Source organism: Mycobacterium bulgaricum (assembly GCF_041287165.2).
GTDB lineage: Bacteria > Actinomycetota > Actinomycetes > Mycobacteriales > Mycobacteriaceae > Mycobacterium > Mycobacterium bulgaricum.
In genome coordinates this window covers 35,364-60,643 of the sequence record NZ_JBGGKV020000016.1, presented here as the reverse complement: position 1 = coordinate 60,643, position 25,280 = coordinate 35,364, and the positions used below count along the sequence as shown (strand labels likewise).

Here is a 25,280-nt window from a genome sequence, read left to right as displayed (position 1 = left end):
CTTCATCCCGACGACGCCACAGGGGCGAAGCACGACGAAGGGAAACATCATGAAGCGAGTTGTCGCAGGCGTGATCGGGTTGGCCGCGGGCGCCGCGATGCTGGTCGGCTGCTCGGACGACACGGGCACGAGCGCCGAGAGCCCGGCCTCGCAGACCTCCGCGGTCGCCGACGGCGGAAAGACCGAGGTCAAGGTCGACGGCGCTGATCTGGCCGGACTGGACCTGAACTCGGTGACCTGCGTCAAGCAGGCCGGAAAGATCAACGTCGCCAGCGGCGCGATCGGTGGCCAGCAGGGCCTCGGCATCGTGATGACCGACGAGGCAACCCCGGTGGTCGAATCGCTCGGCATGGTGGTCGACGGAAACGCACTGGCCGTCGCCAACGCGATGGGAGCCAAGTCCGGCAGCGCCGAGGTGAAGGTTGACGGCGACAGCTACACGATCACCGGCGAGGCCGTCGGGGCTGATATGAGCAATCCGATGGCAGGAATGATCACCAAGCCGTTCACCGTCACGGTGACCTGCAGCTGATCGCGTGAAATGTCCTGAAGCGGCGGGCGTACCCGACACGCCCGCCGCTTCCTATGATTGCGCGGTGACCCCTCCTGCCGGTCATCACGGAATCGAGGACGACCTCGAACGGGCGCGCCGCCTGGCTTTCGCGGCGGACGAGCTCGCAGCGAAGGACCTGCTGCTGTCGCTGATGCCCCGCATCGAGGACGTGGACCGCGACGACCTCATCCTCGAGGTCTACGCCCAGCTCGGCGAGCTCTACCTGGTCCGCACGGCCTATGACGGGGTGACCGAATGCGTGAAACGTATCGAGGACTGTCTGCAGATCTATCGCGAGATCCGAACCGGTCAACGACCGGACGACGCCGCGAAGGTCGTTCTGTCGCCGGTCGAGGTCGACCGCATGATCTGCCGCTACAGCAGAAGGGCGCTGTTCCTGCGCACGGGCATGGCAGCAGCGCACGGCGAACACGAATCTGCTGCGTTGCTCCTACAGACTCTGATCGAGGAGCCGGGCATGGTCGATGACCTTCACGGCGAACATGCCTACCTGATCACCCACGCGCGGATCCTGTGCGCGGTGGGGCTGTGTGACGACGATCTGCATGTCCAGTCACTTCCTCTGTGGGAGAGCGTGTTCGACGCCATCGAGGGCCCCGGGGACGGCAGCGAATCCGACGACAACCTCCGAGTCCTCGCCGGCACGGGTTACGGCCGATTCTGTGTGGAGACAGGCCGGCTCACCGAGGCCGAGCCGTGGCTCAAGCGCGCCGGCGCCCGGGCGCAGGCGCGCGATTGGCGTCTGGCCACCGCCCGCACGCAACTTGAGCGCGCCACCGCGGCGTGGTCAGCCGGTGACCGGGCTCGTGCGCAGGACTTGGTCCACGAGGCCTACCCGGCGATCGCCGAGGGCAATCGAGCCCACGACGTGTCGCGCAGTTGGCTCTACTTCGGCCTGATCGCAATCTCGGTCGGGGAGCTCGACGACGCCGATGAACGACTCGGCCACGCCGAGCGGCACTGGCGTGAGATCAACAAACCCTTGCACATCCACCGGATCTTGTTGCAGCGCAGCTGGGTCGACATCCTGCGGGGCGACTTCGCCGCCGCCACCGACCGCGCGACGCAAGCGCGCGAGCTCCTGGACAGTTGGCCCCGGCACAGCTGGCTGCAGTACGCCAGACTCGACGACCACCTCGGGTCGATTCTCCGGGCGGAAGCGCTGGCCGACCCAGCCACGGCACACGCGAAGTTCGAGCAGGCGGCCGATCTGAAACTGCCTGCCGCCCTGGCTGTCGATTCGGTTCGCTACGCCATCGGCGACGCCGACGCGCGGATGCGGTGGGCCACCCATGTGTCGTCGCGGGTGCTCGCCGGCGCCTTCGCGGTGGCCTGGGAGTGGGGTAATACCGCATTGGTCAGCGAACTGATCGAATATCACAGCGCCCGAGGAACATTCAGCGTTCCTGCGTCACCGCAGACTGCGGACTGGGCCGACGCGGCAACGGCCGCGGTCCCCGTCGACGATGCCGACGAGTACGCCCTCGTCGCCTCCGGACCGGGGACAGTGGACGGTGCCATGCTGACCAAACTCGGTGCCCTGCCACCACTTCGGATGCACCCGAACGCCGAACCGGTGCTGAAGTATTACCGCGATCTGGCGCAGCTGCGCTACGGCCGGACCGTGACGTCCGCGGAGCCCGAGTGGAGCACCTGGCCATGACCTCGCCGACCCTGGTGCTGCGCTACGCCGACGTCGGCGTCGCGACCTATGCCAGCCTGCGCGTCGTCGGACATCCGGAGACCACCGTGACGTGGGTGGTCGAGGAATCCGCGCTCGCCACCGTGCGCAACCTGCTCGCCGACGCGCTGCCCGACCCGCGCCCGTCCGAGGATGTGCGGCAGGCCCTCGAACGTGCCTTCACTGCCGGCTCTTTCGCAGCGCCCGCGGCCGAACAGCACCTCGCCGATGTCCTCGGCGATCGGCTGATTCCCCCCGAGGCGTGGCAGTTGATCGGCCAGCAGACCGGCGCTGCGCTGTTTGTCGCCCCCACCGGCCGGCTCGCGCAGGTGCCGTGGGCGCTGCTGGCACGCCCGGGCGCACCGGGGCAGCGGCTCATCGAACTCGCCGACATCCTTCTCGCCGCGCCGCCCAACATCGCCAACGCGCCACGCAAATCCGAGAACTGGGACGAGCGCCGCAACAGCGCCGCTCTGCTGATCCTGGACCCCCGGGTCCCGGGTCAGCGACCCGACTCGGCGCTGGGCTCGGTACTGGGCCGGCCCGACCCCGACGGGCGTCTGACCCGTCATTTCGCCGAGGTCAGAGCCCAGCGCGATGTCCTGCCCGAGGTCGCTGCCACCGTCGAACTGTTCCGGTCCACCCAGGCCGATCGCGGGTGGCTGGCGGCGCAGCTGACCCGATCGCCGAGCCGGCTGCTGTTCGTGGGCCATGCCACCGCGGCCGACGGCGATGGGGGGCACGCCGACCGTGCCGCGGTGCACCTGGCCGACGAATGTCCGCTGGCGGCAGGCGATCTGATGGCGGCCCAACTGCCCATCCCGCCGCGCGCGGCGCTTCTGGCGTGCTCCTCGGGCGGCGACTACCGGTTCGACGAGGCGACGGGACTCGTGGCCGCGCTCATCCTCGGTGGCGCCCAACTCGTCACCGCCACCCTGTGGTCTCTTCCCACCGCAGCGGGATATCGCCACTTCTGCAGTGCCGCAACCGATTCCTCCGACCCCATGGCCGAAGCCGTCATCGCGGTCGACATCGCACACGAGGCTCCGGACGCCGGTCGCGCCGTCAACGCCTGGCAGCGGAGCCAGCTCAACCATTGGCGTGACGGAGATCTCGGAGCCAGCCCGCTGTACTGGGCCGCCCTGGTCAGTTTCGCGGTGGACGGTGCGCGGTGAGCATCACCGTCGCGGTACGCGCACCGCGACCGAGGACTCGTCCCCCGGGCGGTAATACATGTCGATGATGCTGCCAGGCGTGAAGTCGGCGAGAGAGGTCTCGGGGATCAGCGTGGTCTCGCGAGCGGGGAACTGCCCGCCCTCGGGTCGGCTGACCATGACGTCGAGTTCGACCTCATGGCAGTCAGCGCTGAAACCTCCTGTCAGACGCAACCCCACGACCACGCCGCGGGACCTGATCACCGTGCTCGTAGGCACGCACAGCACCGCCAGCGTGCCGGCGAACAGGAAGCTGAAGAACATCAGGGTCAACAAGCTGGGCATGCCATCAGCGTCAACGAGGCCCACAGCTACCGAACCCAACTTCTATCCTGATCCGGTGAGCACGGGAACGGACACCTCGGTGGCGGTGCGGCAGCCTCGCCGCGCGGTCATCGAACGGGCCTGGCGGGCGATCGGTCCCGGGGTCGAGGTGCTCAGCGCCGACGACGGCGGACCGTTGAGCCGCACCGTCAAACGGATCATCGACCCGCTGGTGCTGCGGTTACGCTCCAACACCAAGTTCTCGGCGCCATTCGTGACCGCCGATGTCGCCGCTGAGATGCATGACGCGATCCTGGGGCGGGCGGACGTGCTGCGGGCGACCGCACTGTGGTTCGAGCTGCTCAAGCGGGGCCGACGCAGGCTGCGCATCACCACCGGTAATGCGCAGGAGCTGTACTTCCCGCTGTGCTTCGAACTGGCCGTGACGCGCGGGGCGCCGGGAGAGCAGAACACCGACGCTGCCGACGCGATCCTGCGGGACATCCATTCCGACCGCGACCGCACCGCGATCGAGGTGCTCAACCGCCACGTCGACGACGAGGACGTCATCGCGGTGCTGTCGGCACAGGTGGCGGACAGCTGGCGCGATGTTCGGCCGGGCTCCGAGATCACCGGCCCGTTTCTGGCCGGGCTCAGCACCGTGCTCGGCCGCGCCGACGGGCACAACGCCTCGGTCGCCCGCCAGCGTGTGTGGTCGGCGTTGGTGGCGGACGCGACGCCGTACAACCTGGGTGCATCTGCGCGAGACAACGACTCGAGCCTGCCGTGGTCGATCGTGGCGCTCGGGCTGAGTTCGGCTGAGCCGCAGGAACCTCCGGTGATCACGGGCGGTGAGGGGGCTCGTCCCCTTGACCGCAGTGTCGTCGAGCGGGTGCGTGCCACGCTGCGCCGTGCGCTCGCGCGGGACGAGCTGCCCGACGTCCCGCTGCTGTGCGCCGAAGAGGTGGACAGGTCGTGTGCGCCGTGGGGATTGATGGGCGAAGACAAGCAGGCAACCTTGATCGCGGGCATCGAGGTCGCCGTCGACCTCGCTCCGCTCGACGAGGCGGCGCAATGCCGCACAGATCTCGCGCGTCAGATCCAGGCGCGGTTGCGCAAGGAAGCCTACGTCCTGCACGCCCGCCGCTATCTGGCCGACGGGGGCCCGGTCCACCCGCGCCAGCAGGCGATCGTCGACGACCTCGCTGCGTTCTGCCGTCCCTACCTGAGCCGGTTGTGGGCGCGCCTGCACGGCCGTGACGTGTGGCAGGAGCCGTGCACGGACGTCGATGATGTCCGCGAGCTTCTCGAGGGTGTGTCCCGTTCGGTCAGCCTGGACCACCGCCAGCGCATCAAGGCGATGCTCGAAGCCCAGGACGTCCGATGAGGTTCGTCGCAGAGTCGGGACTGTGGACCACGGAGGCGCCGCGTGACGCCGTCCCGCTGACAGCCGTCCTCGAGGTGTCGGGCGCCGTTCTGTCGTGGACGGTGGACGGACCGGATGCGGCGGTGCACATCGCATTCACCGATCCCGTCCGCGCGGAATGGCTTTGGCGGATCGCCGGCGACGAGGGTCACAGCGCGATCGTGACCGCGCTGGACGCCGCGCCAGAAGGCCGGCTCGAGGTCGAAGGCGTCACCTTTGACGCACATGCGCTGGCTCAACTGCGGCGTCTTGCACTGGGCCACTGGCTGCGACGCTGGTGGCCGGCGAGTTACCGAGACGGCATCGCCGAGCTCGACGATGCGCTGCTCGCCGGAGAACTCGCACTACTCACGGCTTCGGCGGAGGGCTACTTCGCCGACGACACGTTCGACTCGGACGTGGCGGAGCTGTTGGCACCCCATGCCGAGAATCTCACCGCGCTGGCGCGGCTGGGCGATCCGCGCGTCGGCGAACTGGTGGCGGCCTGCGCCGAGCTCGCCGAGGACACGGGGGTCTCGTTCGAGACTCCGGTCGTTGCGGCTCAAGCGGGTACCCGTGACGACTATGCGCTGGTCGCGGGAGCCGGCGCGGCCGGCGGCGCGGCCGAGGCCGTGGCACGAGGTGTGGCGTCGGTGAACTGGGCGGCGGTGCCGCCGCGGGTGTTCGACGCCGCCGAGGGAACCATCGACTGGCAGGTCGAGACCGACGGTGCGGTGGCCACCGCGGTGGTGCGGACGCAGTTGAGCGGTCCTGCTTCGCCCGCGGGCATCGCGGTGCACGTCCGCTCGGGCGCGATCACCGGTGTCGGCCACCTCGACAGCGCGGGTACCGCGACTGTCGCGCTGCTCGACGAAGACCATTCCCCGGTGACGGAAATGACTGCCTGGAGCCGTGATTGGCGGGAGACGGCCGTGCGGATCGGCGTCGATGTCGGCGAATCGCCGGATATGCGCGACCGGGTGCGGGCATTTGCGCGCACGCGACTACAGCGGTTCGGCGCCGACACCTTCCTTGCCGAGGTGCTCGCGGCCGAGTCGGACTACTGATCGGGCTTCGTGCCCATCGATTCGCGGATCTGTGCCAGCCGTTCGGCCGCCGCGCGCTGCCGGGCGTCGTACTGCTCGGCGATGGTGCGTCCTTCGGGCGTCTCGGCGTCCAGTTCGGCGGAACCGATAGACGTCGTGTACCGGTTCTCGATCTTCTCCCTGACGGAGTCGAACGTCGGGACGCCATCGGGGGTGTAGCCGGTGTCGACCGGCGTGATCGGGTCGGCGGGCACGACTTCGGCGTCGATGATGGGCTCGTCCGGCATGCCACCACGCTACCCGCGGATGGCTTCGGGGAAGCCGACCTGCGCGACACCGGGGGTTCCGATCTTGCCTGCCAGCCAGGGCAGCGCGGCGGCAAACGCATTCGACGCGAACGGCCAGTCGTGGTTGCCGGGCTGGCTCACCACCGCGCACTCGATACCCGACTGACTCCCGAGCCCGCACAGCGATCCGGCGGCGACCGCCTGGTCGTTGGGCTTGGCGCCGGGGGCGGTTGCGGTGTTGACGTCGAACCATCCGGCGATCCCGCGATAGGGCCCGTGCCTGGCAATCACCGCGGTGGGGTCGAACGACGCGTAGGCCGCGGTGTTGCCTCCGAAGAGGCGATCGACAGTCTCAGCCTGCGAGCCGGAATTCGGCGCAGCGTCGCCGGCGATGTCGACGAACGAACTGAACGTGTCCGGATGCATCACGGTCAGATCGACGGCGCAGGTGCCGCCCATCGACCAGCCGACGACACCCCAGTTCGCCGGGCTCGCACTCACGCCGTAGGCCGATTTCATCCAGGGCACAACATCTTTGACGAGGTGGTCGGCAGAGTTGCCGCGCACACCGTTGACACACTCGGTGTCGTTGTTGAACGTGCCGCCAGGGTCGACGAATACGAACACGGGGGCATAGCCGCCGTGGGCGGCCGCGAAGTCGTCGAGGACCTGGATCGCGCCGCCGGCACGCAACCAGTCCGCCGGAGTGTTGAACTCTCCGCCGATCATCATCACGGTCGGCAGGGCCGGCGGCGGGTCGCTCGCGTACCAGGCCGGGGGCAGGTAGACGAATTCCTGACGGTGCTTGAAACCTGATGCCGTGCTGGGGATGTCGACAGGGACGACGCTGCCCTTGATCGGGATCGCATGCTGCTTCTGCATCGCTGCGACGGTGACCGGGTCGGTCTGGTCCGGCAGCGGTCCTGCGGTGAGCTGATTCCACGCCGTCTGCACGGTGGGGAAGTAGCCGACCCACAGGTTGAGCGCCAGGGCCGCCGACAGCGCGCACAGCGGGACCGCGATCAGCGCGGCGATGCGCGGCCACCACCGGCTTCCGCGCCATCCTGACATGAGCACGCCGAAAGCCATCCCCGACAACGCAATCCACAGCCACAGCGTGGTGGGGGCGGGATTGGAGTCGTCGGCCACCCCCGCCGAGTCGATATAGAGATAGGTGCCCAGTGCGAGGATTGCCCCGATGAATACCGACCACGGCAGCCAGATCAGCCGCCAACGCCTCGTGCGCCACCCGAGGGCGAGAACGACGGCGACGGCCGCGAGGATCTGCACGGTCAGGGGTAGCCACCCGTGCATCAACGAAAGGGGGTGGCGCAGGGCCTCCGGAAAAGTCCCATGCAGCGTCACGCCCCCACTGTGGCCGCCGATCCTTGGCGCTGGCTGTGACCCCGCTGGCAACTCCTGCCGAGGTTTGGCCTCGTTGCCGAAGACCGCTCGTTCGCGGTGGTGGTCACCGTCGTACTCGAGGGGTCTGTGTGCGCGGCCTCGGATATCCGGCGCTGATCGAGGACCTTCGGTAGTCGTGGAACGCCCGGCGATCCCGCGTGCCTGCCGGCCGGCTGAGGATGGACTCGCGCACTGGGCGCGCAGACCTAGCGAGGTTTGGCCAGCGGGAACGGCAGCGTCTCGCGGATGCTGCGCCCCGTGATCAGCATGACCACGCGATCGACACCCATGCCGAGCCCACCGGTCGGGGGCATCGCGTATTCCATGGCCTGCAGGAAGTCCTCGTCGAGTTCCATGGCCTCCGGGTCGCCGCCTGCGGCCAGCAGTGACTGGTCCGCAAGCCTGCGCCGTTGCTCGACCGGGTCGGTGAGCTCGCTGTATGCGGTTCCGAGCTCGACACCCCACGCGACGAGGTCCCAGCGCTCCGCGACACCGGGGATGCTGCGGTGCGGCCGGGTCAGCGGCGACACCGACGTCGGAAAGTCCTTGTAGAACGTCGGTTCGGTGGTCTGGTCCTCGACGAGGTGCTCGTACATCTCCAGAACCACTGCGCCGGCGTCCCAGTGCGTCAGGTATGGGATGCCCGCCTTGTCGCACAGCCGACGCAACGCCGGCAGTTCGGTTTCGACGTCGATATGTTCGCCGAGTGCCTCGGACACCGCCTCGTGCACCGTCTTGACCGCCCACTGGCCGGAGATGTCGACCGGTTCCAGCGCGCCGTCCTCACGCGGACGCATGAACACGTGGGAGCCGTTGGCGGCCTGGGCGGCGTTCTGGATCAGCTCGCGGCAGCCGTCGATCCACACGTTGTAGTCGGCGTGCGCCTGATAGGCCTCCAGCAGCGTGAACTCCGGGTTGTGGCTGAAGTCGACGCCCTCGTTGCGGAAAGCGCGGCCCAGCTCGAAGACTCGTTCCACACCGCCGACGCACAAGCGCTTCAAGTAGAGCTCCGGCGCGATCCGTAGATACAGGTCGAGGTCGTAGGCGTTGATGTGCGTCAAGAACGGACGCGCGTTGGCGCCGCCGTGAATCTGCTGCAGTATCGGCGTCTCGACTTCCAGAAAGCCTTTCCCGACAAGGGTTTCGCGGATGGCATGCAACACACCGCTGCGCGCCCGGATCAGGTCGCGGGCGTCGGTGTTGACCGCGAGGTCCACGTATCGCGCGCGGACCCGGGCTTCCTGGTCGGTCAGGCCTTTCCACTTGTCGGGCAAAGGGCGCAGGCACTTGCCGATCAGTCGCCATTCGGTGACCAATACCGACCAGGTGCCCGAGCGGGTCCGGCCCATCGTTCCGGTCACCTCGATGAGGTCGCCCAGATCGATGGTGCGGGTGAAGTCGGCGGTGGAGCCGTCCCTCAGTCGCGAATTATCCAGCGACAGCTGGGTTTCCCCGGACCAGTCGCGCAATTGCGCGAACAGCACTCCGCCGTAATCGCGCACCCGCAACACCCGGCCGGAGACAGTGACCTCGGTCCCCTCGGGTGTCGCCAGCGCCTGCGCGACGGTGTGGCTGGGCGGGCTGCCCACCGGATAGGCGTCGATGCCGCGGTCCTGCAGTGCTTTCAGTTTCGCCATGCGGACGCGAACCTGCTCGGGAAGTCGCGGGCCCGCGTCGTCGGGTTCGTCGCCGCCGCGGTTAATGACATCGGGCGCCGTGCCGTCGCTGTGCAGCAGCCCCGTCGCAACGAGGGATCCGGGCGCGGCGATGTGGTGACCGGTGTGCGGCTGGTCGTGGCGGCGTGAGAACGGAAGCACGAGAAAGCCTTCCGCGATCACGGAGGCAACACCGACCCGGGGGATCAACCTGGCGTCCTCGTAGCACGCGAAGCGGGGAACCCATTCCGGCTGGTACTTCATGTTCGATCGGTAGAGCGTCTCCAGCTGCCACCACCGGGAGAAGAAGACCAGCAACCAGCGCCACAACCGCGCGACCGGCCCCGCGCCCAGTTGGGCGCCCTGCTCGAACGCGGAGCGGAACATCGCGAAGTTCAGCGAAATCCGCGTGATGCCGATGTCCTCGGCCTGCAGGCACAGCTCGCTGACCATCAGCTCGATGGTTCCGTTGGGGGATTCGGGTGCTCGGCGCATCAGGTCGAGCGACACCCCGTTGCTGCCCCACGGCACCAGCGACAGCATCGCGACCACGGTGCCGTTCTGGACCGCTTCTACCAACAGGCAGTCGGCGTCGGCAGGATCACCCAACCGGCCCAGGGCCATCGAGAAGCCGCGTTCGTCCTCGGTGTCCCGCCACGCGTCGGCGTGCGCGATCACCTCCGCCATCTCCTCGGTGGACAGTTCGCGATGCCTGCGGAACCGCACGCTGACCCCGGATCGACGGGCGCGGGTGACCGCCTGCCGCACGGCGCGCATGTCGGGACCGGACAGCCGGAAATCGTCCGGATGCAGGATCGCCTCGTCGCCGAGCTGCAGCGCGTTCAGCCCCGCCTCGCGGAACGCCTGCGCCCCTGTGGCGCTGGCGCCCATCACGCCCGGCGCCCAGCCGTAGGTCTCGCACAGTTTGAGCCACGCCTCGATGGCTTGCTGCCACGCCTTCGGATCGCCGACCGGGTCGCCGCTGGCCAGGCAGACACCCACCTCGACCCGGTAGGTGATCGCGGCGCGGCCGTTGGGCGCGAACACCACGGCCTTGTCGCGACGGGTGGCGAAATATCCGAGTGAGTCGTTCTTCCCGTAGATCTCGAGCAGACCGCGGATCGCCGACTCGTCTTCGCCGGTCAACGCGTTGTCGGCGCGTTGCGACTGGAAGAGCACCACAGCCGTGACCATCAACGCCATCGCACCGAACAGGCCGAGCAGCGCATTGACGAACACGTGTGGATGACCGGAGAACGCACTGGCATCCGCCCCGGCGAAGGCACCCACCCGGTTCAGCGCGTACCAGAAGCGGTCCGGCCGGGCCAGCGACCCGGGAAAGAGCTCCAGCAGCGCCCAACCGACAAGGGTGCCGACGGCCATGCCTGCGACCAGCGTCGCGGCGGCCTTGAGGAGCGCGGCACGGCGGACCCGGGCCCAGAACTCCTTGCGGGCCAGAAGCAGGAAGGCGATCGCGGCGAGGTGGAAGACCAGGCCGATGACCTCGCCGATCTCTTCGAACCACCGCTCTTCGCCGTCCACCAAGTCGGCGATGTTCACGAAGACCGCGGCGGTCATGTAGCCGATCAGGATCCACCAGGCGATGCGTTTGCGCGCGGCGAGGGCAGCGGCCAGCAGCGCGAGCACGAACGCCCAGGCGAAGCTGGTGTCGGGGAAGTTGAAGATGTAGTCGTCGACGAACTCGCGGGGGACCCTGATGACCTCGCGCACCAGCGGCGAGATGCTTGCGACCAGCGACAGTGTCGCGATGACACCCACGATCCAGCCCGCGGCCGCGGGCACCCACCGGTAACCGGACTTCGGATGTGCCCTGACGAGACTGGTGGGGGTCATAGGCCGCGAGGATATTCGCTCGCAGCGCTCGAGCGTTGGAGGTTCGGCTCCGCCGAGGTGGCGCTACCAGACGGGTCCGGTGTATTTCTCTCCCGGACCGTGACCAGGCTCGTCGGGAGCCGCACTGGCCTCGCGGAACGCCAGCTGTAGCGTCTTGAGCCCGTCGCGCACCGGGCCAGCGTGCGGACCGAGGTATTCGGCAGACGCCGTGACGAGCCCGGCCAGGGCGGTGATGAGGCGCCGCGCTTCGTCGAGATCCCGGTTCGGGCTGTCGTCGGGATCGTCGTCCGAGAGGCCCAGCTTCTCCGCGGTGGCGCTCATCAGCATCACAGCGCACCTGGTGATGACCTCGACGGCGGGAATGTCGGCCAGTTCGCGAATGTTCGGATCATCCGTCACGGGTGCTAGACTTTCACGCGCGACCGTCCCGGCTTCGGCCAGGGACAGCAAGTGGAGTCCCACTCCCACCGCGGCCACGATTCGTTCGAAGGTACCGCGGTCCGGTCACAGACATCGACGATGTCTGTCCTGGTCGGCTTTGGGCCCTGCTGTGAGCAGGGCTTATCTGTTCTTTGTGGACAGTTGCCGATGGTGTGGACTCCTGAAGACAACATAGGAGGCCCCATCAGCACTGAGACCCGCGTCAACGAGCGCATCCGCGTACCTGAAGTCCGCCTTATCGGACCGGGCGGTGAACAGGTAGGCATCGTGCGCATCGAAGATGCACTCCGCGTCGCCGCGGATGCCGATCTCGACCTTGTCGAAGTTGCCCCCGACGCCAAGCCGCCGGTGTGCAAGATCATGGACTACGGCAAGTTCAAGTACGAGACGGCACAAAAGGCGCGCGAGTCTCGCAAGAACCAGCAGCAGACCGTCGTCAAGGAACAGAAGCTGCGTCCCAAGATCGACCCGCACGATTACGAGACCAAGAAGGGTCACGTCATCCGCTTCCTCGAAGCAGGGTCCAAGGTCAAGGTGACGATCATGTTCCGCGGACGCGAACAGTCACGTCCCGAACTGGGCTTCCGCCTCCTGCAGCGGCTGGGCGCCGACGTCGCCGATTACGGCTTCGTGGAGACGTCCGCCAAGCAGGACGGCCGCAACATGACGATGGTGCTGGCGCCGCACCGCGGCGCGAAGACTCGCGCCAAGGCGGCGCACGATGCAGACGCACCGGCGGCACAGCGCGCCACCGCGCAGCCCGCCGAGCCCCCCACCGATACACCACAGAACTGAGGACACCATGCCCAAGGCGAAGACCCACAGCGGCGCTTCGAAGCGGTTCCGTACCACGGGAACCGGAAAGATCGTGCGCCAGAAGGCCAATCGCAGGCACTTGCTTGAGCACAAGGCCTCCAAGCGCACCCGCCGGCTCGAAGGCCGCACCGTGCTGGCCCCTGCCGACAACAAGCGCGTCAAGAAGCTGCTGAACGGCTAGACCCGCTTCACCTGAAGCCCCTGACCTGACCACACCGAGATAGGACTACCCCATGGCACGCGTGAAGCGCGCACTCAACGCGCAGAAGAAGCGGCGCACAGTACTGAAGGCCTCGAAGGGCTACCGCGGACAGCGGTCACGCCTGTACCGCAAGGCCAAGGAGCAGCAGCTCCACTCGTTGACCTACGCCTACCGCGACCGTCGTGCCCGCAAGGGTGAGTTCCGCAAGCTGTGGATCTCGCGGATCAACGCCGCCGCCCGCGCCAACGACATCACCTACAACCGGCTGATCCAGGGCCTGAAGGCCGCGGGCATCGAGGTCGATCGCAAGAACCTCGCCGAAATCGCCGTGAGCGATCCGGCCGCCTTCGCCGCGTTGGTGGAAGCCGCCAAGGCTGCGCTGCCCGCCGATGTGAACGCTCCGTCGGGCGAGGCTGCCTGACCCTCACCGAGCGATCTGCCCGGGTGGCGGCCGCAGTCAAACTGCACCGCCACACCGGGCGCCGCCGCGCCGCACGCTTTCTCGCCGAAGGTCCCAACCTCGTCGAGGCAGCGTTGCGGCGCGGACTTGTCTCCGAGATCTTCGCCACCGAAACCGCCGCGGAGAGGTTTGCCACTCTCCTCGGTGAGTCGCCGGTGCAACTGGTCACCGACAAGGCTGCAAAAGCTTTGTCGGACACCGTAACTCCGGTCGGACTGGTCGCTGTCTGCTCGCTCCCGGTGGCCCACCTTTCGGACGTGCTCGCCAAGGCGCCGTCCCTTCTGGCGGTGCCGGTCGGCATCTCCGAGCCCGGTAATGCGGGCACAGTGATCCGCGTGGCCCACGCAATGGGCGCCGACGCGGTCGTGCTCGCTGGCGACAGCGTCGATCCGTACAACGGCAAATGCCTCAGGGCCTCGGCCGGCAGCATCTTCTCGATACCCGTCGTCAGCCATCCCGACGCCGTCGGGGCCGTCGGGCAGATCGGCGACGCGGGCCTCCAGGTGCTCGCGACCGTGCTCGATGGCACCGTCAGTCTCGACGACGTCGATCTTTCCGGCCCTACGGCCTGGTTGTTCGGACCGGAGGCGCACGGACTTTCCTCCGCGCTCGTCGATCTCGCGACCTCCCGGGTTCGGATCCCGATGCCCGGCGACGCGGAGAGCCTGAACATCGCGTCCGCCGCCGCAATCTGCCTGTATCAGAGCGCCACCGCGCACCGGCTTCGCTGAAACCCCGACACTGGATCGGGGTGGATGCGACATGGGTGCGGAAATCAAGGCAAATTTGCTAGTTTTGTAACTTGCTGCACACCCGGTGCACGGCCCGCTGGCGAGGTGTGCCGGCCTGGCGGGGCGGTATTGCTGCACATCGTGGGCATTTACTCTTTTCACGGGTCGAACGGCGGCGATCGGCACAGGCCAAGACGGTGCAGGGCGAGCTTCTCCGACGCTTCGGTACTGGTTGCGTCACGGTGTGTTAAGTAATAGCCTGTGCGAAGGTAGCAAAGTAGTTAGCCATTGAATCGATGTGGATGGACGGGCATGAAGCGGTTGTGTGCAGCAGTGGGTGTCCTTGCCGTCGGGTGCGCGCCGGGGATTGCGAGCGCCTCGACCGCGTTGATCCTCGGCGGCGCGGGGCGATATGCCGACCTCACGGACGAGGAGCTGGCGAATGCCCTGGGCGGGTACTTCGCGAACTACGACGACCGGGTCAATGTGCCGTTCGCGGGCACCGATGACTTCGGCGAATCCATCGACGCCGCGGCCGACAGCATGTACGACGCCGTGTACAGCACGCCGGGCAAGAAGACCATCGGCGGTGTGTCGCAGACCGCGCCCGCGATCGCCGAAGTGTTGCGCCGGCTCGAGAACGATGCGGAGGCGCCGCCCCCGAGCGAGCTCGACGCCGCGATGTATGGAGCACCGAGCCCTTTCTTCTACCGGCTCAGCGGCGTCGAGTATCAGCCCCTGCCCGAGACTGCCTACAACCTGCTGGTGGTCACGGCGGAATACGACGGTGTCGCCGATTTTCCCGACAATCCGTTCAACCTGCTCGCCGTGGTGAACGCCTTCATGGGCTACAACCAACTGCACTATCCGGCAGCGTTCACCGACATCTCGCAGGTGCCCAAGGAATACATCTCCACGACCACCAATTCAAAGGGCGGAACGACGACGACCGTTCTGATCCCCACCGAGGTCCTGCCGCTGCTGAAACCGTTCGCGGACAACGGAATGTCCGACGAGACCGTTGCCTACCTGGACAGGATCCTGCGCCCGCTCATCGACTCCGCTTACAAGCGTTCGCACGCCGAGGCAACGGACACCGCTGTGCCGGAATCGAATCTGCGCAATGTGACGGTTGTCGCCGAGGCTGATCCCGACGACGTCGACGACGAAGACACCGCCGATGCCGGCGAAACGACACCGCGTACCGGTAAGCATGCCAAGCCCGACGACGAGACGTCCGACGACGCACAGGCCATCCGGCAGTCCACGAAGAAATCGGGCGGCCAGGACGTCGCGCGCGGAAAGCATGCCAAGGCCGACAGGGACGACCAGGACGACAGCGCCGACGAAGGCGCCAAGGACATCGCGAACGACAGGGACATCGCGAACGACAGGGACATCGCGAACGACAGGGACATTGCGAACGACAAGACAGACGGAGCCGAGGACGGCAGCGACGACAAGGATGGGTCCCGCACCGGAAAAGCAGGTGCATCAGACGCCGCGGCCTGAGTACCGTGGCGCGGTGACCGAGCATGGTGTCCCCGCCGACCGCTGGCGTACCGAACTGCGCGGGCGTCTCCTGGCGGCGCGTAGAGACCGCGATGCACTCCGCACCTCTGTGCTGCGGTCGGTGCTGAGCGCGATCGACAACGCCGAGACACCCTTCGGGCCGGTCCCGTCGGCCGGTGCCATCGCCGACAGCGCGGCAGGTCTCGGCGTCGCCGAGGTCACCCGTCGCGTCCTGACCGACGACGAGATTCGTCGCCTCGTCCAGCGCGAGATCCGCGATCGACTCGAAGCCGCCGAGCAGATCGGTTCGACGCAGCCTGAACGCACCGTCATGTTGCGCGAAGAAGCGGACGCGCTCACGGCGATCCTTGCCGAGGTTTAGTCGTTCTCGACGAACGCCCTGAGTCGGTCGATAGCGGTGTCCCAGCGGCGCGACAAGGCGTTCAGATAGTCGCCGGCATCCGTGAGCGGCTGCGGCTGCACCGTCCAGATGCGTTCGCGTCCACGCTTCGAGCTGCTGACCACACCCACCGCCTGGAGAACCTCGAGGTGTTTGGTGGCGGCCTGGCGTGTCAACGAGATCGACTGCGCCATCTGGAGAGTCGATCTCGGTCCGGAATCGCACAGCTGCACGACCATCCGCAGACGGTGTGGATCGCCGAGGGCATCGAACACCGACGCGGTCGCCGCGACGGCGGTCACCGTGCGGCCTGGACGGAGACGTACTTGCCGATCAGTCGCGCCTGCAGAGACCATCCCTGGCTGTTGCCGTCGAACGTGGCGTCGCGATGCTCGTCGGGCAGGGCGTCGAAGCCGGACTCGACGATGACCAGCGACGTGCCGTCGCCCTGCGGAGTCAGCGTGAACTCCACCAGCGTCGTGAGGTCTTCGAACTCGGTGCCGGGCAACGGGTTCCAACGAAATGCGAGGCGGCGCATTGGCTCTAGGGCGACGACACGCAGCGTGACAGGCGCGCCGACGTAGGGCCGCTGCATGGCGGCGACCTCGTCATCGACCTGCGTCTCGACGATCTGGCCGGTCACCGTTGCTCCTTCGACGAAGGGTCCGTCGACACGCATGCCGAACCACGTCCCGAACTTCGTGGAATTGCTGAGGGCCTCCCATACGCGTTCGAGGGGAGCATTGAGCAGAGTGTGCTTTTCGATGCGGCCGGAAGACATAGGCAACCCTTCTGTTGCCTGTACTGCACCACGAAAACGGCTCAAAAGCAACTATCGGGTTGCCTTTATCGGCTGGCTTTGAGCATGCGCTCCGACACCGCGAGCAGGAGTCTGCGGGGCGCCACGCGGTAGCCGGACGCCAGGATGCTGTTGCGGAAGCCGGAGATAACGGTCGGTGACGACTTGTCGAGGGCGGCGAACGCGGTATCGACGACCTGCTTCGACGTCTGTCTGCCGTCGGTGAGGAACTCTTCGCCGGTGCGGTTGAAGAACTCGGTTTCCGTCGCACCGGGGCACAGGGCGAGCACCTTGACGCCGGTGCCGCGGCACTCCTGCCACAGCGCTTCGGTGTAGGACAGCACGAACGCCTTGGTGGCTCCGTACACCGCCATCCCCGGCGTGGGCTGGAAGGCCGCGGTCGAGGCGACGTTGAGCACGACGCCGCGGCGGCGTTCCACCATGGCAGGCAGAAACCGCGCGGTCAGATCGACCAATGTGCCGCAATTCAACTGGATCTGGGCGGCATTGGGCTCTGGCGGCTGCTGCACGAACTTCCCGTGCAGACCGACGCCGGCGTTGTTGATGAGGACGTCGACCGAGCGGCCCAGTTCACGCACCCCCGATTCGAGCTCGGCGCCGGAACCGGGTACGGCGAGATCGGCTGTGAGCACGTCGACCGCGATGCCCGGATGCCGTGCGGTCAGGGTCTCCCGAAGTGACGCCAGTTTCTCGGCGCGACGCGCCACGAGGATGAGATCGGCTCCGCGACGGGCGAGCTGAACGGCGAATTCCTCGCCGATCCCTCCGCTCGCCCCGGTGACCAGTGCAGTGACGTTGCTGAATTCCACGCGAGGCTCCTTCATCGGCGCCACCCAGGCTAGCCGTTGAGCAGGCCTCTGGCCACGTGCGTGATCTGCACTTCGTTGCTGCCCGCATAGATCATCAGCGACTTGGCGTCGCGCGCCAATTGTTCCACGCGGTATTCGGTCATGTAGCCGTTGCCGCCGAACACCTGCACCGCGTCCATGGCGACGTCGGTCGCGGCCTGCGAGCAGTACCACTTGATCGCCGATGCTTCCGCGAGCGAGATCGGATGACCGGTCTCGGCGGCTTCGATGACACGAAAGAGTATGTTGCGCACATTCATTCGCGCGACTTCCATCGACGCGAGTTTGAGCTGGATGAGCTGGAACTGGCCGATCTCCTTGCCCCAGAGCGTGCGCGACTTCGCGTAGTCGACACACAGCCGCAGACATTCCTCGATCACGCCGAGCGCCATCGCCGCAACCCCGATACGTTCGGCCGAGAAATTGGAACGCGCGCTGTCACGCCCGTCGCCCGCACCGTTGTCCTCGGTCTCGCCCAGCAGGCGATCCCGGCCGAGCCGGACATCGTTAAAGAACAATTCGCCGGTGCGCGAGGAGTGAATTCCCATCTTGCGGAACGGTTTCGATTGAACGAAACCCTCCATGCCCCGGTCGAGCACGAACGTCAGCACCTTGCGATCGCGCTTGCTGATGCTCGTGTCACCCTCGTCCAGCTTCGCGTAGACGACCACGACGTCGGCGTCGGGACCATTGGTGATGAACGTCTTCTGACCGTTGAGGATGTAATCGTCACCGTCGCGGACCACATAAGACTTCATGCCGCCGAATGCATCCGAGCCGGAATCGGGCTCGGTGATCGCCCACGCCCCGATCTTGTCGTAGGTGACCAGGTCGGGTAGCCAACGCTCCTGCTGGGCCAGGGTGCCGCGCCCCTGGATCGTCGGCACGGTCAATCCCAGGCTGACACCCATTCCGGTGACGACACCCATCGACACCCGGCACAGTTCGCTGATCAGGACGAATCCCATGCCGCCCGAGCCGCCGAACATCCCACCGCCGCCGGAGGGCTTGGAGGTCTCGCCGGTCCGCAGCCTCGTCAGTCGCTTGTCGAGCGATTCTCGCGCCATGTCGGCGATGCCGAATGTGGCGAACAGCTTCCGGATGATGGGGTAGGGCTCCATCTCGCCGCTCTCGAGCGCGTCGACGTGCGGGCGGATCTCTTTGTCGACGAACTCGCGAACGGCGTCGCGCACGGCAATATCGACGTCTGACCAATCAAGCATGCGTTCAGGCTGCCTTATTGCGGCCGCGCGCGGGACGCACCCCCGCCAAGGAGAACGTCGTGTGCACCAAGGACCCCACCCGGTCGAGCAACGACTTGTGCGGCGGGAGATAGTGCATCGGCATGTCGCGGCGATCCCGCGGCGGCGCCATGAAGGCCGGTGCTTCGACCAGCGGGGCGTCCTCTGGGAGCTTACCGTCGGCGCGGCGGTAGGCCGCCACCGCCCGCGGATGCAGCCGAATCTCGTCGGGCACCGCCACGAAGGCCAACTCAACCAGCTTGCCGAACAGTCGGAGGACGACCTCGTCACCGGGTGTCCAACGCATACCGGCTCGTTCGCGCACCACGGGGTCGAAAATCCCGGCGGCGATCCAGCGTTGGGCCCCCACCATGGGTTTGAAGATCTGATCCCACAGTGGCGTCGGCATCAGCACGAACCACGGCTTCGGGATCCGAATCGAGAAGATGTCCGTCGTCGCCTGGTTGATCTCCAGCTCGTCGCGGCATGTGCGATCCCAGTACTCCTGGAAGTCCTGCCATGACTCGGGCACCGGCTTCATGCTCATGCCGTACATCCGGTACCACTGCACGTGCTCGTCGAAGAGCTGTTCCTTCTCGGCTTCGGTGAGGCCCCCGCAGAAGTATTCGGCGGTCTTGATGATCAGCATGAAGAACGTGGCGTGCGCCCAGTAGAACGTCTCGGGATTGAGCGCGTGATAGTGCCTGCCGTCGGCATCGACGCCTTTGATGGTCTTGTGGTAGCCGCGGATCTGGGCGCCCGTCTGTGCCGCGCGCTCGCCGTCGTAGACGACGCCCATGATGGGGTACACGGATCGCGCGACGCGCTGAAGCGGCTCCCTGAGCAGAATCGAATGGTCTTCGACCCCGGCCCCCAGCGGGGGGTACATGTTCTGGATCGCGCCGATCCAGACACCCAGCATGCCGGTTCGTACGTCGCCGAAGTATTTCCACGTCAGTGAATCCGGACCGAGCGGAAACGGCTTGTCCGCTCGAGGAGCCACCGCCGTTTCCGCAGCGTCGGAAGGGGACGCGGGGCCTGCCATCGCCGTTGATCGCACTCTCCGAAGATATGCGGTGACAACGCCTGTTGTCTACGGTTCTGGCGCCATGGCGGGCCGGTGTTACGCAGACTCCACCGCGGAGCCATCCAGCTGTGACCTGCCGGTTTATTGCCGCCACGGCGCTCGATTAGGCTGGGCTGCGTGGACGACGCCCCCCCAGGTGAACCGGGAAGCCGCCGTTCTTCAGGCCCGATGGGCTGGTTCAAGGACGTCAACCACAACGACGGCGTCATCTCATTCCTCCGTCGGGCCCGCCGCGCGTTGCCCGGCGACCCCGAATTCGGCGACCCCCTGTCGGTCAGCGGCGTCGGTGGCCCTCGTGCTGCTGCCCGCGCGGCCGACCGGTTGCTGGAGCGCGAAGCCGCGACGCGGGAGGTCAGTCTCGGCGCACTGCAGGTCTGGCAGGCGCTCACCGAGCGGGTCTCCGGCCGGCCCGCCAACGCCGAGGTGACCCTTGTCTTCACCGACCTCGTCGGGTTCTCGGCGTGGTCCCTTCGCGCGGGCGACGATGCCACCTTGCGCTTGCTACGCCGAGTCGCCCAGGTGGTGGAGCCGCCGCTGCTCGAATCCGGCGGGCACATCGTCAAGCGCATGGGGGACGGGCTCATGGCGGTGTTCGCCGACCCCACCACCGCGGTGCGGTCGGCGATCGACGCCCGCGAAGCGGTCAAGGCGTTCGATGTGGACGGCTATACGCCGCGCATGCGCGTCGGCATCCACACCGGCCGTCCCCAGCGCATCGGCTCGGATTGGCTCGGTATCGACGTCAACCTGGCCGCACGAGTTATGGAGCGTGCCACCCGCGGTGAACTGGTGGTCTCGGAGGCGACGCTCGAACGGATCCCGGACGAGGATTTCGAGACGCTCGGCGTGACGGCGAAGAAACTGCGCAGGCAGGTCTTCGCGGCCAAACAGGACGGTGTGCCTGCCGATTTCGGCATGTACCGGTTGCGAACTCGCAGGCAACTGCCAGCAGACGAGGACGACGGGGAGGCACTGGCCGGCGGATAGTGGGCACGGTGCTGTCCGGTTGGCTCGCCCACATCGCCCGAGTGCGCGTCACGCTGTGTTACACCACAGCCGTCGCGGCGGTCACCACAGTGATGGTCGACATGACGCCGAGCGGGCAGGCCACCGTGATCAGGCACATGAGCACCAACCTGCACAACCTGAGCCACGGCAGGATCGGGACGCTCGTCGGCAGCGCGTTCGTCGTCGACGCGGGCCCGGTGTATCTCTGGCTGCCCGGTTTGATCTGTCTGCTCGCGGCCGCCGAACTGGCCTGGGGCAGCTGGCCTGTCATCGTCGCGGCGGTACTGGGCCACGTCGGGGCCTCGCTCCTGGTGGCGGCGGGACTTGCCGTCGCCGTGACGTTCGGATGGATGGCGCGTTCGGTGACTCGAGACCCCGACGTCGGCATGAGCTACGTCGCGATGGGTGTGCTCGGCATGCTCACCGGTGCCGTGCCGCCACGATGGCGTGCGTCATGGGCGGTGTGGTGGGTCATCGTGGCGCTGGTCGTCATCGCCGGCAGCCCCGGCTTCACGGATATCGGCCACGCGCTGGCACTGCTTCTCGGGATGGCGGCGTCGCTGCGATTCGGGAGCGCGCAGAGCTGGACCGTCCCCATGATCCTGCTGCTGATGGTCGGCGCGTCGTTCGGCTTCCTCATCCTGGCAACCGACGTGGTGTCGATGGTCTGCGGCGCAGCCTGGGGGACACTCGGCGCGCTGGCCTGTTGCGGGTTCGCGCGGCTGCGCTCAATCCCCATCGCCCAGTAAGCCACCACTCCGGCGGGATTGGCGGACGACCCCATCACCTATGATCGCCGGGTGGCTGAGCAGCCAGTAGACCTATCAGACGAAGCGTTGGCCGCGGCGGTCAGCGCAGCAAGGCGTGCGTTCGGCGAGGCCTCGACCCTCGACGAGCTCGCCAGGGCCAAGACCGAGCACCTCGGCGACCGTTCCCCGATCGCGCTCGCGCGCCAGGCACTCGGTTCGCTGCCGAAAGCCGAACGCTCGGACGCGGGCAAGCGGGTCAACGTGGCGCGCACCGAGGCGCAGGCCGGCTACGACGATCGCCTCGCGGTCCTTCGCGCCGAGCGCGACGCCGCCGTCCTGGTCGCCGAGCGCATCGATGTCACGTTGCCGTCGACGCGGCAGCCTGTCGGCGCCCGCCATCCGATCACGATTCTCGCCGAGCATGTCGCCGACACGTTCATCGCGATGGGATGGGAGTTGGCCGAGGGCCCTGAGGTCGAAACCGAGCAGTTCAACTTCGACGCGCTGAACTTCCCGCCCGATCACCCGGCCCGCAGTGAGCAGGACACCTTCCATGTCGCGCCCGACGGCTCCCGTCAGGTGCTGCGCACCCACACCTCACCGGTGCAGATCCGAGCGCTGCTCGAGCGCGAACTACCCGTCTACATCATCTCGATCGGGCGGACATTCCGCACCGACGAACTCGACGCCACCCACACGCCGGTCTTCCATCAGGTGGAGGGTCTCGCCGTCGACAAGGGACTGACGATGGCGAACCTGCGGGGCACGCTGGACGCGTTCGCGCGTGCCGAGTTCGGCCCGCAGGGCCGCACCAGGTTCCGTCCGCACTTCTTCCCGTTCACCGAGCCCTCGGCCGAGGTCGACATCTGGTTCCCGAACAAGAAGGGCGGGCCCGGCTGGGTCGAGTGGGGCGGCTGCGGCATGGTCAACCCGAACGTCCTGCGCGCCTGTGGAATCGATCCCGAGGTGTACTCGGGATTCGCGTTCGGCATGGGACTCGAACGAACGTTGCAGTTCCGCAACGGGATTCCCGACATGCGCGACATGGTCGAGGGCGACGTCCGGTTCTCGCTGCCGTTCGGAGTGGGAGCCTGATGCGCGTTCCGTACAGCTGGCTCCGCGACATCGTGCAGGCCGGCACGCCGGGATGGGACGTGTCGCCTGAGGAGCTCGAGCATGCGCTGATCCGCATCGGCCACGAGGTCGAGGAGATCATCCCGGTGGGCCCGGTCAGGGGCCCGCTGACGATCGGCCGGGTCGCCGAGATCGAGGAACTCACCGAGTTCAAGAAGCCCATCAGGGCCGTCAAGGTGGACGTCGGAGAGCCCGCTCCGCGCGACATCGTGTGCGGTGCAACCAACTTCGCCACCGGAGATCTCGTCGTCGTCGCATTGCCCGGCACGGTGCTGCCCGGCGACTTCACCATCGCCACCCGCAAGACCTACGGCCGCACCTCTGACGGCATGATCTGCTCCGTGTCGGAGCTCAACCTCGGTTCCGACCATTCCGGGATCCTCGTCCTGCCGCCCGGCACCGCCGACCCGGGAACGCCCGCGGCGCAGGTCCTCGGCCTCGACGACGTGGTCTTCAACCTGGCCATCACGCCGGACCGCGGATACTGCCTGTCGCTGCGCGGGATGGCCCGCGAGGTCGCCAACGCCTTCGATCTCGAGTTCGTCGATCCCGCCGACGTTCCGGCGCTGCCCGCCGACGGAGATGCGCTGCCGGTCACGATCGACGTGGGCACCGGCGTTCAGCGATTCGGGTTGCGACCGGTCACCGGGATCGACCCGAAAGCGGTTTCGCCGTGGTGGATTCAGCGCAGACTGCTGCTCAGCGGTATCCGCGCGATCTCGCCTGCCGTCGACGTGACCAACTACGTCATGCTCGAGCTGGGCCATCCGATGCATGCCCACGACCGCAGTCTGATCACCGGTGGGTTCCGGGTTCGATTCGCGGAGCCGGGGGAGACGGTCGTGACGCTCGACGACGTCGAGCGCAAGCTCGACCCGGCCGATGTGCTGATCGTCGACGACGTCGCGACCGCGGCGATCGGCGGAGTGATGGGCGCGGGCACCACCGAAGTCCGCGCGAGCACCACCGACGTGCTGCTCGAAGCCGCGGTCTGGGATCCTGCCGCGGTCTCGCGCACGCAGCGGCGCCTCCGCCTTCACAGCGAGGCCGGACGCCGCTACGAACGCACCGTTGACCCTGCCGTGTCCGTGGCGGCCTTGGATCGGTGTGCGGCACTGCTGGCCGAGATCGCCGGTGGCACAGTGGAACCCAGGCTGACCGACTGGCGCGGCGATCCACCCCGCGAGGAATGGTCGCACCCGCCGGTCAGCATACCCGCCGATCTGCCTGACCGCACCGCGGGTGTCGAGTACGCGGCGGGTACCACCCAGAAGCGGCTGACGCAGATCGGCGCCCACGTGGTCGTCGACGGTGACCGGGTCACGGCGACGCCCCCGAGCTGGCGGCCGGACATCCGCCAGCCTGCCGATCTCGTCGAAGAGGTGATGCGCCTCGAAGGCCTCGACGTCATCCCGTCCGTATTGCCGACCGCACCCGCGGGCCGCGGCCTGACCGCCGTTCAGAAGCGCCGACGTGCGGTGGGAAAGTCGTTGGCGCTCAGCGGTTTCGTCGAGATCCTCCCGACACCGTTCCTGCCCGCCGGAATTTTCGACCAGTGGGGGCTCGACGCCGACGATCCGCGCCGCAACACGACGAAGGTCCTCAATCCGCTCGAATCGGACAGGCCGAGCCTGGCGACCACGCTGCTACCCGGACTGTTCGAGGCGCTGAGCCGCAACGTCTCCCGTGGCGCGGTGGACAGCTCGTTGTTCGCCATTGCCCAGGTGGTGGAGCCGACCGCCGAGACCAGGGCCGTCGACCGGATCCCGAACGACCGCAGGCCCACCGACGACGAGATCGCCACCCTCGATGCGTCGCTACCGCGTCAGCCCCAGCACGTCGGCGCCGTTCTCGCCGGGCTTCGCGAGCCTGCCGGCCCCTGGGGCGCGGGTCGTCCTGTCGAGGCCGCGGATGCCTTCGAGGCGGTCCGGGTGATCGGGCGTGCGGTCGGGGTGGAGTTCACCTTCCGCTCCGCGCAGCACCTGCCGTGGCATCCGGGCCGGTGCGCCGAGGTGTTGATCGGCGAGGTCGCCGTGGGCCACGCCGGACAGCTGCATCCGGCGGTGATCGAACGGTCGGGGCTGCCCAAGGGAACCTGTGCGCTCGAGATCAACCTCGACGCCGTCCCCATCACCGAAACACTTCCGGCACCGGGGGTTTCGCCCTTCCCGGCCGTGTTCCAAGATGTCGCCCTCATCGTCGGCGATGACGTGTCGGCACAGAGCGTCGTCGACGCGGTCCGCGCGGGCGCCGGGGACCTTCTGGAAGACGTCCGGATCTTCGACGTCTACACGGGTCCGCAGATCGGGGACGGCCGTAAGTCGTTGGCGCTGGCGTTGCGCTTCCGGGCGTCTGATCGCACGCTGACCGAAGAGGAAGCCAGCGCGGCGCGCGATGCCGCCGTCGCGGTGGCCGAGGAACGGGTCGGCGCGGTTCAGCGCCGCTGA

General features: G+C 67.5%; 25 protein-coding genes. 15 read left to right on the top strand and 10 right to left on the bottom strand.

The features are described 5' to 3' along the window. The first annotated feature begins 49 nt into the window (after positions 1–49). The 3 genes from ACAG24_RS27005 to ACAG24_RS26995 all read left to right on the top strand — a co-directional run bounded on the left by ACAG24_RS27005 (position 50) and on the right by ACAG24_RS26995 (position 3,430). Positions 50–532: a lipoprotein LpqH gene (locus ACAG24_RS27005; RefSeq protein WP_370475622.1), complete on the top strand. Its 483-nt coding sequence runs from the start codon at positions 50–52 to the stop codon at positions 530–532. Between the two features lie 64 nt (positions 533–596). Further along, on the top strand, positions 597–2,237 hold the full coding sequence (locus tag ACAG24_RS27000) for a hypothetical protein (RefSeq protein ID WP_370475623.1): 1,641 nt from the start codon (positions 597–599) through the stop codon (positions 2,235–2,237). Then, positions 2,234–3,430 (top strand): CHAT domain-containing protein, encoded by a 1,197-nt coding sequence (locus ACAG24_RS26995; protein ID WP_370475624.1) that lies wholly within the window; start codon positions 2,234–2,236, stop codon positions 3,428–3,430. The genes ACAG24_RS27000 and ACAG24_RS26995 overlap by 4 nt, the downstream gene beginning before the upstream one ends. Positions 3,431–3,433: 3 nt before the next feature. Here ACAG24_RS26995 and ACAG24_RS26990 read toward each other — a convergent pair whose 3' ends face one another. Continuing rightward, the gene (locus ACAG24_RS26990; RefSeq protein WP_370475625.1) at positions 3,434–3,754 is read right to left on the bottom strand and encodes a hypothetical protein; all 321 of its coding nucleotides are present in this window, start codon (positions 3,752–3,754) and stop codon (positions 3,434–3,436) included. 55 nt (positions 3,755–3,809) lie between these two features. Here ACAG24_RS26990 and ACAG24_RS26985 point away from each other — a divergent pair, with 55 nt between their 5' ends. Next, positions 3,810–5,120, top strand: coding sequence for a hypothetical protein (locus ACAG24_RS26985; RefSeq protein ID WP_370475626.1), 1,311 nt, complete (start codon positions 3,810–3,812; stop codon positions 5,118–5,120). Beyond that, positions 5,117–6,205: a hypothetical protein gene (locus tag ACAG24_RS26980; protein WP_370475627.1), complete on the top strand. Its 1,089-nt coding sequence runs from the start codon at positions 5,117–5,119 to the stop codon at positions 6,203–6,205. Before ACAG24_RS26985 ends, ACAG24_RS26980 begins: the two co-directional genes overlap by 4 nt. Here the strand turns inward: ACAG24_RS26980 and ACAG24_RS26975 are convergent. The 4 genes from ACAG24_RS26975 to ACAG24_RS26960 form a co-directional block, all read right to left on the bottom strand. Then, positions 6,199–6,471, bottom strand: a complete 273-nt coding sequence (locus tag ACAG24_RS26975) for a hypothetical protein (RefSeq protein ID WP_370475628.1) — start codon at positions 6,469–6,471, stop codon at positions 6,199–6,201. The genes ACAG24_RS26980 and ACAG24_RS26975 overlap by 7 nt on opposite strands. Before the next feature lie 9 nt (positions 6,472–6,480). After that, entirely contained in the window at positions 6,481–7,785 is a 1,305-nt protein-coding gene (locus ACAG24_RS26970) for an alpha/beta hydrolase (RefSeq protein ID WP_370475680.1), read from the bottom strand. Positions 7,786–8,081: 296 nt separating this feature from the next. Beyond that, a complete protein-coding gene (gene lysX / locus ACAG24_RS26965) occupies positions 8,082–11,384 on the bottom strand; it encodes a bifunctional lysylphosphatidylglycerol synthetase/lysine--tRNA ligase LysX (protein ID WP_370475629.1) in 3,303 nt (1,100 codons plus the stop codon). Between the two features lie 63 nt (positions 11,385–11,447). Continuing rightward, positions 11,448–11,783: a DUF1844 domain-containing protein gene (locus ACAG24_RS26960; RefSeq protein WP_370475630.1), complete on the bottom strand. Its 336-nt coding sequence runs from the start codon at positions 11,781–11,783 to the stop codon at positions 11,448–11,450. A gap of 189 nt (positions 11,784–11,972) precedes the next feature. Here ACAG24_RS26960 and infC point away from each other — a divergent pair, with 189 nt between their 5' ends. From infC to ACAG24_RS26930, 6 genes are all read left to right on the top strand, one after another. Beyond that, positions 11,973–12,620, top strand: coding sequence for a translation initiation factor IF-3 (gene infC / locus ACAG24_RS26955; protein ID WP_445206232.1), 648 nt, complete (start codon positions 11,973–11,975; stop codon positions 12,618–12,620). Between the two features lie 7 nt (positions 12,621–12,627). Continuing rightward, positions 12,628–12,822 (top strand): 50S ribosomal protein L35, encoded by a 195-nt coding sequence (gene rpmI / locus ACAG24_RS26950; protein ID WP_370475631.1) that lies wholly within the window; start codon positions 12,628–12,630, stop codon positions 12,820–12,822. A gap of 52 nt (positions 12,823–12,874) precedes the next feature. Beyond that, entirely contained in the window at positions 12,875–13,264 is a 390-nt protein-coding gene (gene rplT / locus ACAG24_RS26945; protein WP_370475632.1) for a 50S ribosomal protein L20, read from the top strand. Between the two features lie 23 nt (positions 13,265–13,287). After that, entirely contained in the window at positions 13,288–14,034 is a 747-nt protein-coding gene (locus tag ACAG24_RS26940; RefSeq protein WP_370475633.1) for a TrmH family RNA methyltransferase, read from the top strand. A 312-nt stretch (positions 14,035–14,346) separates the two neighbouring features. Then, positions 14,347–15,546 carry a PE-PPE domain-containing protein gene (locus ACAG24_RS26935; RefSeq protein ID WP_370475634.1) on the top strand — a complete coding sequence of 400 codons (1,200 nt, stop codon included), beginning with the start codon at positions 14,347–14,349 and terminating at the stop codon, positions 15,544–15,546. A gap of 13 nt (positions 15,547–15,559) precedes the next feature. Further along, positions 15,560–15,928, top strand: coding sequence for a GatB/YqeY domain-containing protein (locus ACAG24_RS26930; RefSeq protein WP_370475635.1), 369 nt, complete (start codon positions 15,560–15,562; stop codon positions 15,926–15,928). Here the strand turns inward: ACAG24_RS26930 and ACAG24_RS26925 are convergent. From ACAG24_RS26925 to ACAG24_RS26905, 5 genes are all read right to left on the bottom strand, one after another. Next, entirely contained in the window at positions 15,925–16,248 is a 324-nt protein-coding gene (locus ACAG24_RS26925) for an ArsR/SmtB family transcription factor (protein ID WP_370475636.1), read from the bottom strand. The genes ACAG24_RS26930 and ACAG24_RS26925 overlap by 4 nt on opposite strands. Further along, positions 16,245–16,727, bottom strand: a complete 483-nt coding sequence (locus ACAG24_RS26920; protein ID WP_370475637.1) for an SRPBCC family protein — start codon at positions 16,725–16,727, stop codon at positions 16,245–16,247. The genes ACAG24_RS26925 and ACAG24_RS26920 overlap by 4 nt, the downstream gene beginning before the upstream one ends. A 65-nt stretch (positions 16,728–16,792) precedes the next feature. Then, positions 16,793–17,575: an SDR family NAD(P)-dependent oxidoreductase gene (locus ACAG24_RS26915; protein ID WP_370475638.1), complete on the bottom strand. Its 783-nt coding sequence runs from the start codon at positions 17,573–17,575 to the stop codon at positions 16,793–16,795. Between the two features lie 29 nt (positions 17,576–17,604). After that, positions 17,605–18,837, bottom strand: coding sequence for an acyl-CoA dehydrogenase family protein (locus tag ACAG24_RS26910; RefSeq protein WP_370475639.1), 1,233 nt, complete (start codon positions 18,835–18,837; stop codon positions 17,605–17,607). 4 nt (positions 18,838–18,841) lie between these two features. Next, the gene (locus ACAG24_RS26905; protein WP_370475682.1) at positions 18,842–19,900 is read right to left on the bottom strand and encodes an oxygenase MpaB family protein; all 1,059 of its coding nucleotides are present in this window, start codon (positions 19,898–19,900) and stop codon (positions 18,842–18,844) included. 210 nt (positions 19,901–20,110) lie between these two features. Between ACAG24_RS26905 and ACAG24_RS26900 the strand changes: the two genes are divergently transcribed. From ACAG24_RS26900 to pheT, 4 genes are read left to right on the top strand one after another with little or no spacing between them, the layout of a single operon-like run. Further along, entirely contained in the window at positions 20,111–20,929 is an 819-nt protein-coding gene (locus ACAG24_RS26900; protein WP_370475683.1) for an adenylate/guanylate cyclase domain-containing protein, read from the top strand. Positions 20,930–20,937: 8 nt separating this feature from the next. After that, positions 20,938–21,699 carry a rhomboid-like protein gene (locus tag ACAG24_RS26895; RefSeq protein ID WP_370475640.1) on the top strand — a complete coding sequence of 254 codons (762 nt, stop codon included), beginning with the start codon at positions 20,938–20,940 and terminating at the stop codon, positions 21,697–21,699. 51 nt (positions 21,700–21,750) lie between these two features. After that, positions 21,751–22,794 (top strand): phenylalanine--tRNA ligase subunit alpha, encoded by a 1,044-nt coding sequence (gene pheS / locus ACAG24_RS26890; protein ID WP_370475641.1) that lies wholly within the window; start codon positions 21,751–21,753, stop codon positions 22,792–22,794. Further along, positions 22,794–25,280: a phenylalanine--tRNA ligase subunit beta gene (pheT, locus tag ACAG24_RS26885; protein WP_370475642.1), complete on the top strand. Its 2,487-nt coding sequence runs from the start codon at positions 22,794–22,796 to the stop codon at positions 25,278–25,280. Before pheS ends, pheT begins: the two co-directional genes overlap by 1 nt.

Coding starts and splice junctions, on each gene's coding strand:
- ACAG24_RS27005 (WP_370475622.1), top strand. CDS start 50: ATGAAGCGAGTTGTCGCAGGCGTGATCGGGTTGGCCGCGGGCGCCGCG.
- ACAG24_RS26995 (WP_370475624.1), top strand. CDS start 2,234: ATGACCTCGCCGACCCTGGTGCTGCGCTACGCCGACGTCGGCGTCGCG.
- ACAG24_RS26990 (WP_370475625.1), bottom strand. CDS start 3,754: ATGCCCAGCTTGTTGACCCTGATGTTCTTCAGCTTCCTGTTCGCCGGC.
- ACAG24_RS26980 (WP_370475627.1), top strand. CDS start 5,117: ATGAGGTTCGTCGCAGAGTCGGGACTGTGGACCACGGAGGCGCCGCGT.
- ACAG24_RS26975 (WP_370475628.1), bottom strand. CDS start 6,471: ATGCCGGACGAGCCCATCATCGACGCCGAAGTCGTGCCCGCCGACCCG.
- ACAG24_RS26970 (WP_370475680.1), bottom strand. CDS start 7,785: ATGCACGGGTGGCTACCCCTGACCGTGCAGATCCTCGCGGCCGTCGCC.
- lysX (WP_370475629.1), bottom strand. CDS start 11,384: ATGACCCCCACCAGTCTCGTCAGGGCACATCCGAAGTCCGGTTACCGG.
- infC (WP_445206232.1), top strand. CDS start 11,973: ATGGTGTGGACTCCTGAAGACAACATAGGAGGCCCCATCAGCACTGAG.
- rpmI (WP_370475631.1), top strand. CDS start 12,628: ATGCCCAAGGCGAAGACCCACAGCGGCGCTTCGAAGCGGTTCCGTACC.
- rplT (WP_370475632.1), top strand. CDS start 12,875: ATGGCACGCGTGAAGCGCGCACTCAACGCGCAGAAGAAGCGGCGCACA.
- ACAG24_RS26935 (WP_370475634.1), top strand. CDS start 14,347: ATGAAGCGGTTGTGTGCAGCAGTGGGTGTCCTTGCCGTCGGGTGCGCG.
- ACAG24_RS26920 (WP_370475637.1), bottom strand. CDS start 16,727: ATGTCTTCCGGCCGCATCGAAAAGCACACTCTGCTCAATGCTCCCCTC.
- ACAG24_RS26910 (WP_370475639.1), bottom strand. CDS start 18,837: ATGCTTGATTGGTCAGACGTCGATATTGCCGTGCGCGACGCCGTTCGC.
- ACAG24_RS26905 (WP_370475682.1), bottom strand. CDS start 19,900: ATGGCAGGCCCCGCGTCCCCTTCCGACGCTGCGGAAACGGCGGTGGCT.
- ACAG24_RS26900 (WP_370475683.1), top strand. CDS start 20,111: ATGGGCTGGTTCAAGGACGTCAACCACAACGACGGCGTCATCTCATTC.
- pheT (WP_370475642.1), top strand. CDS start 22,794: ATGCGCGTTCCGTACAGCTGGCTCCGCGACATCGTGCAGGCCGGCACG.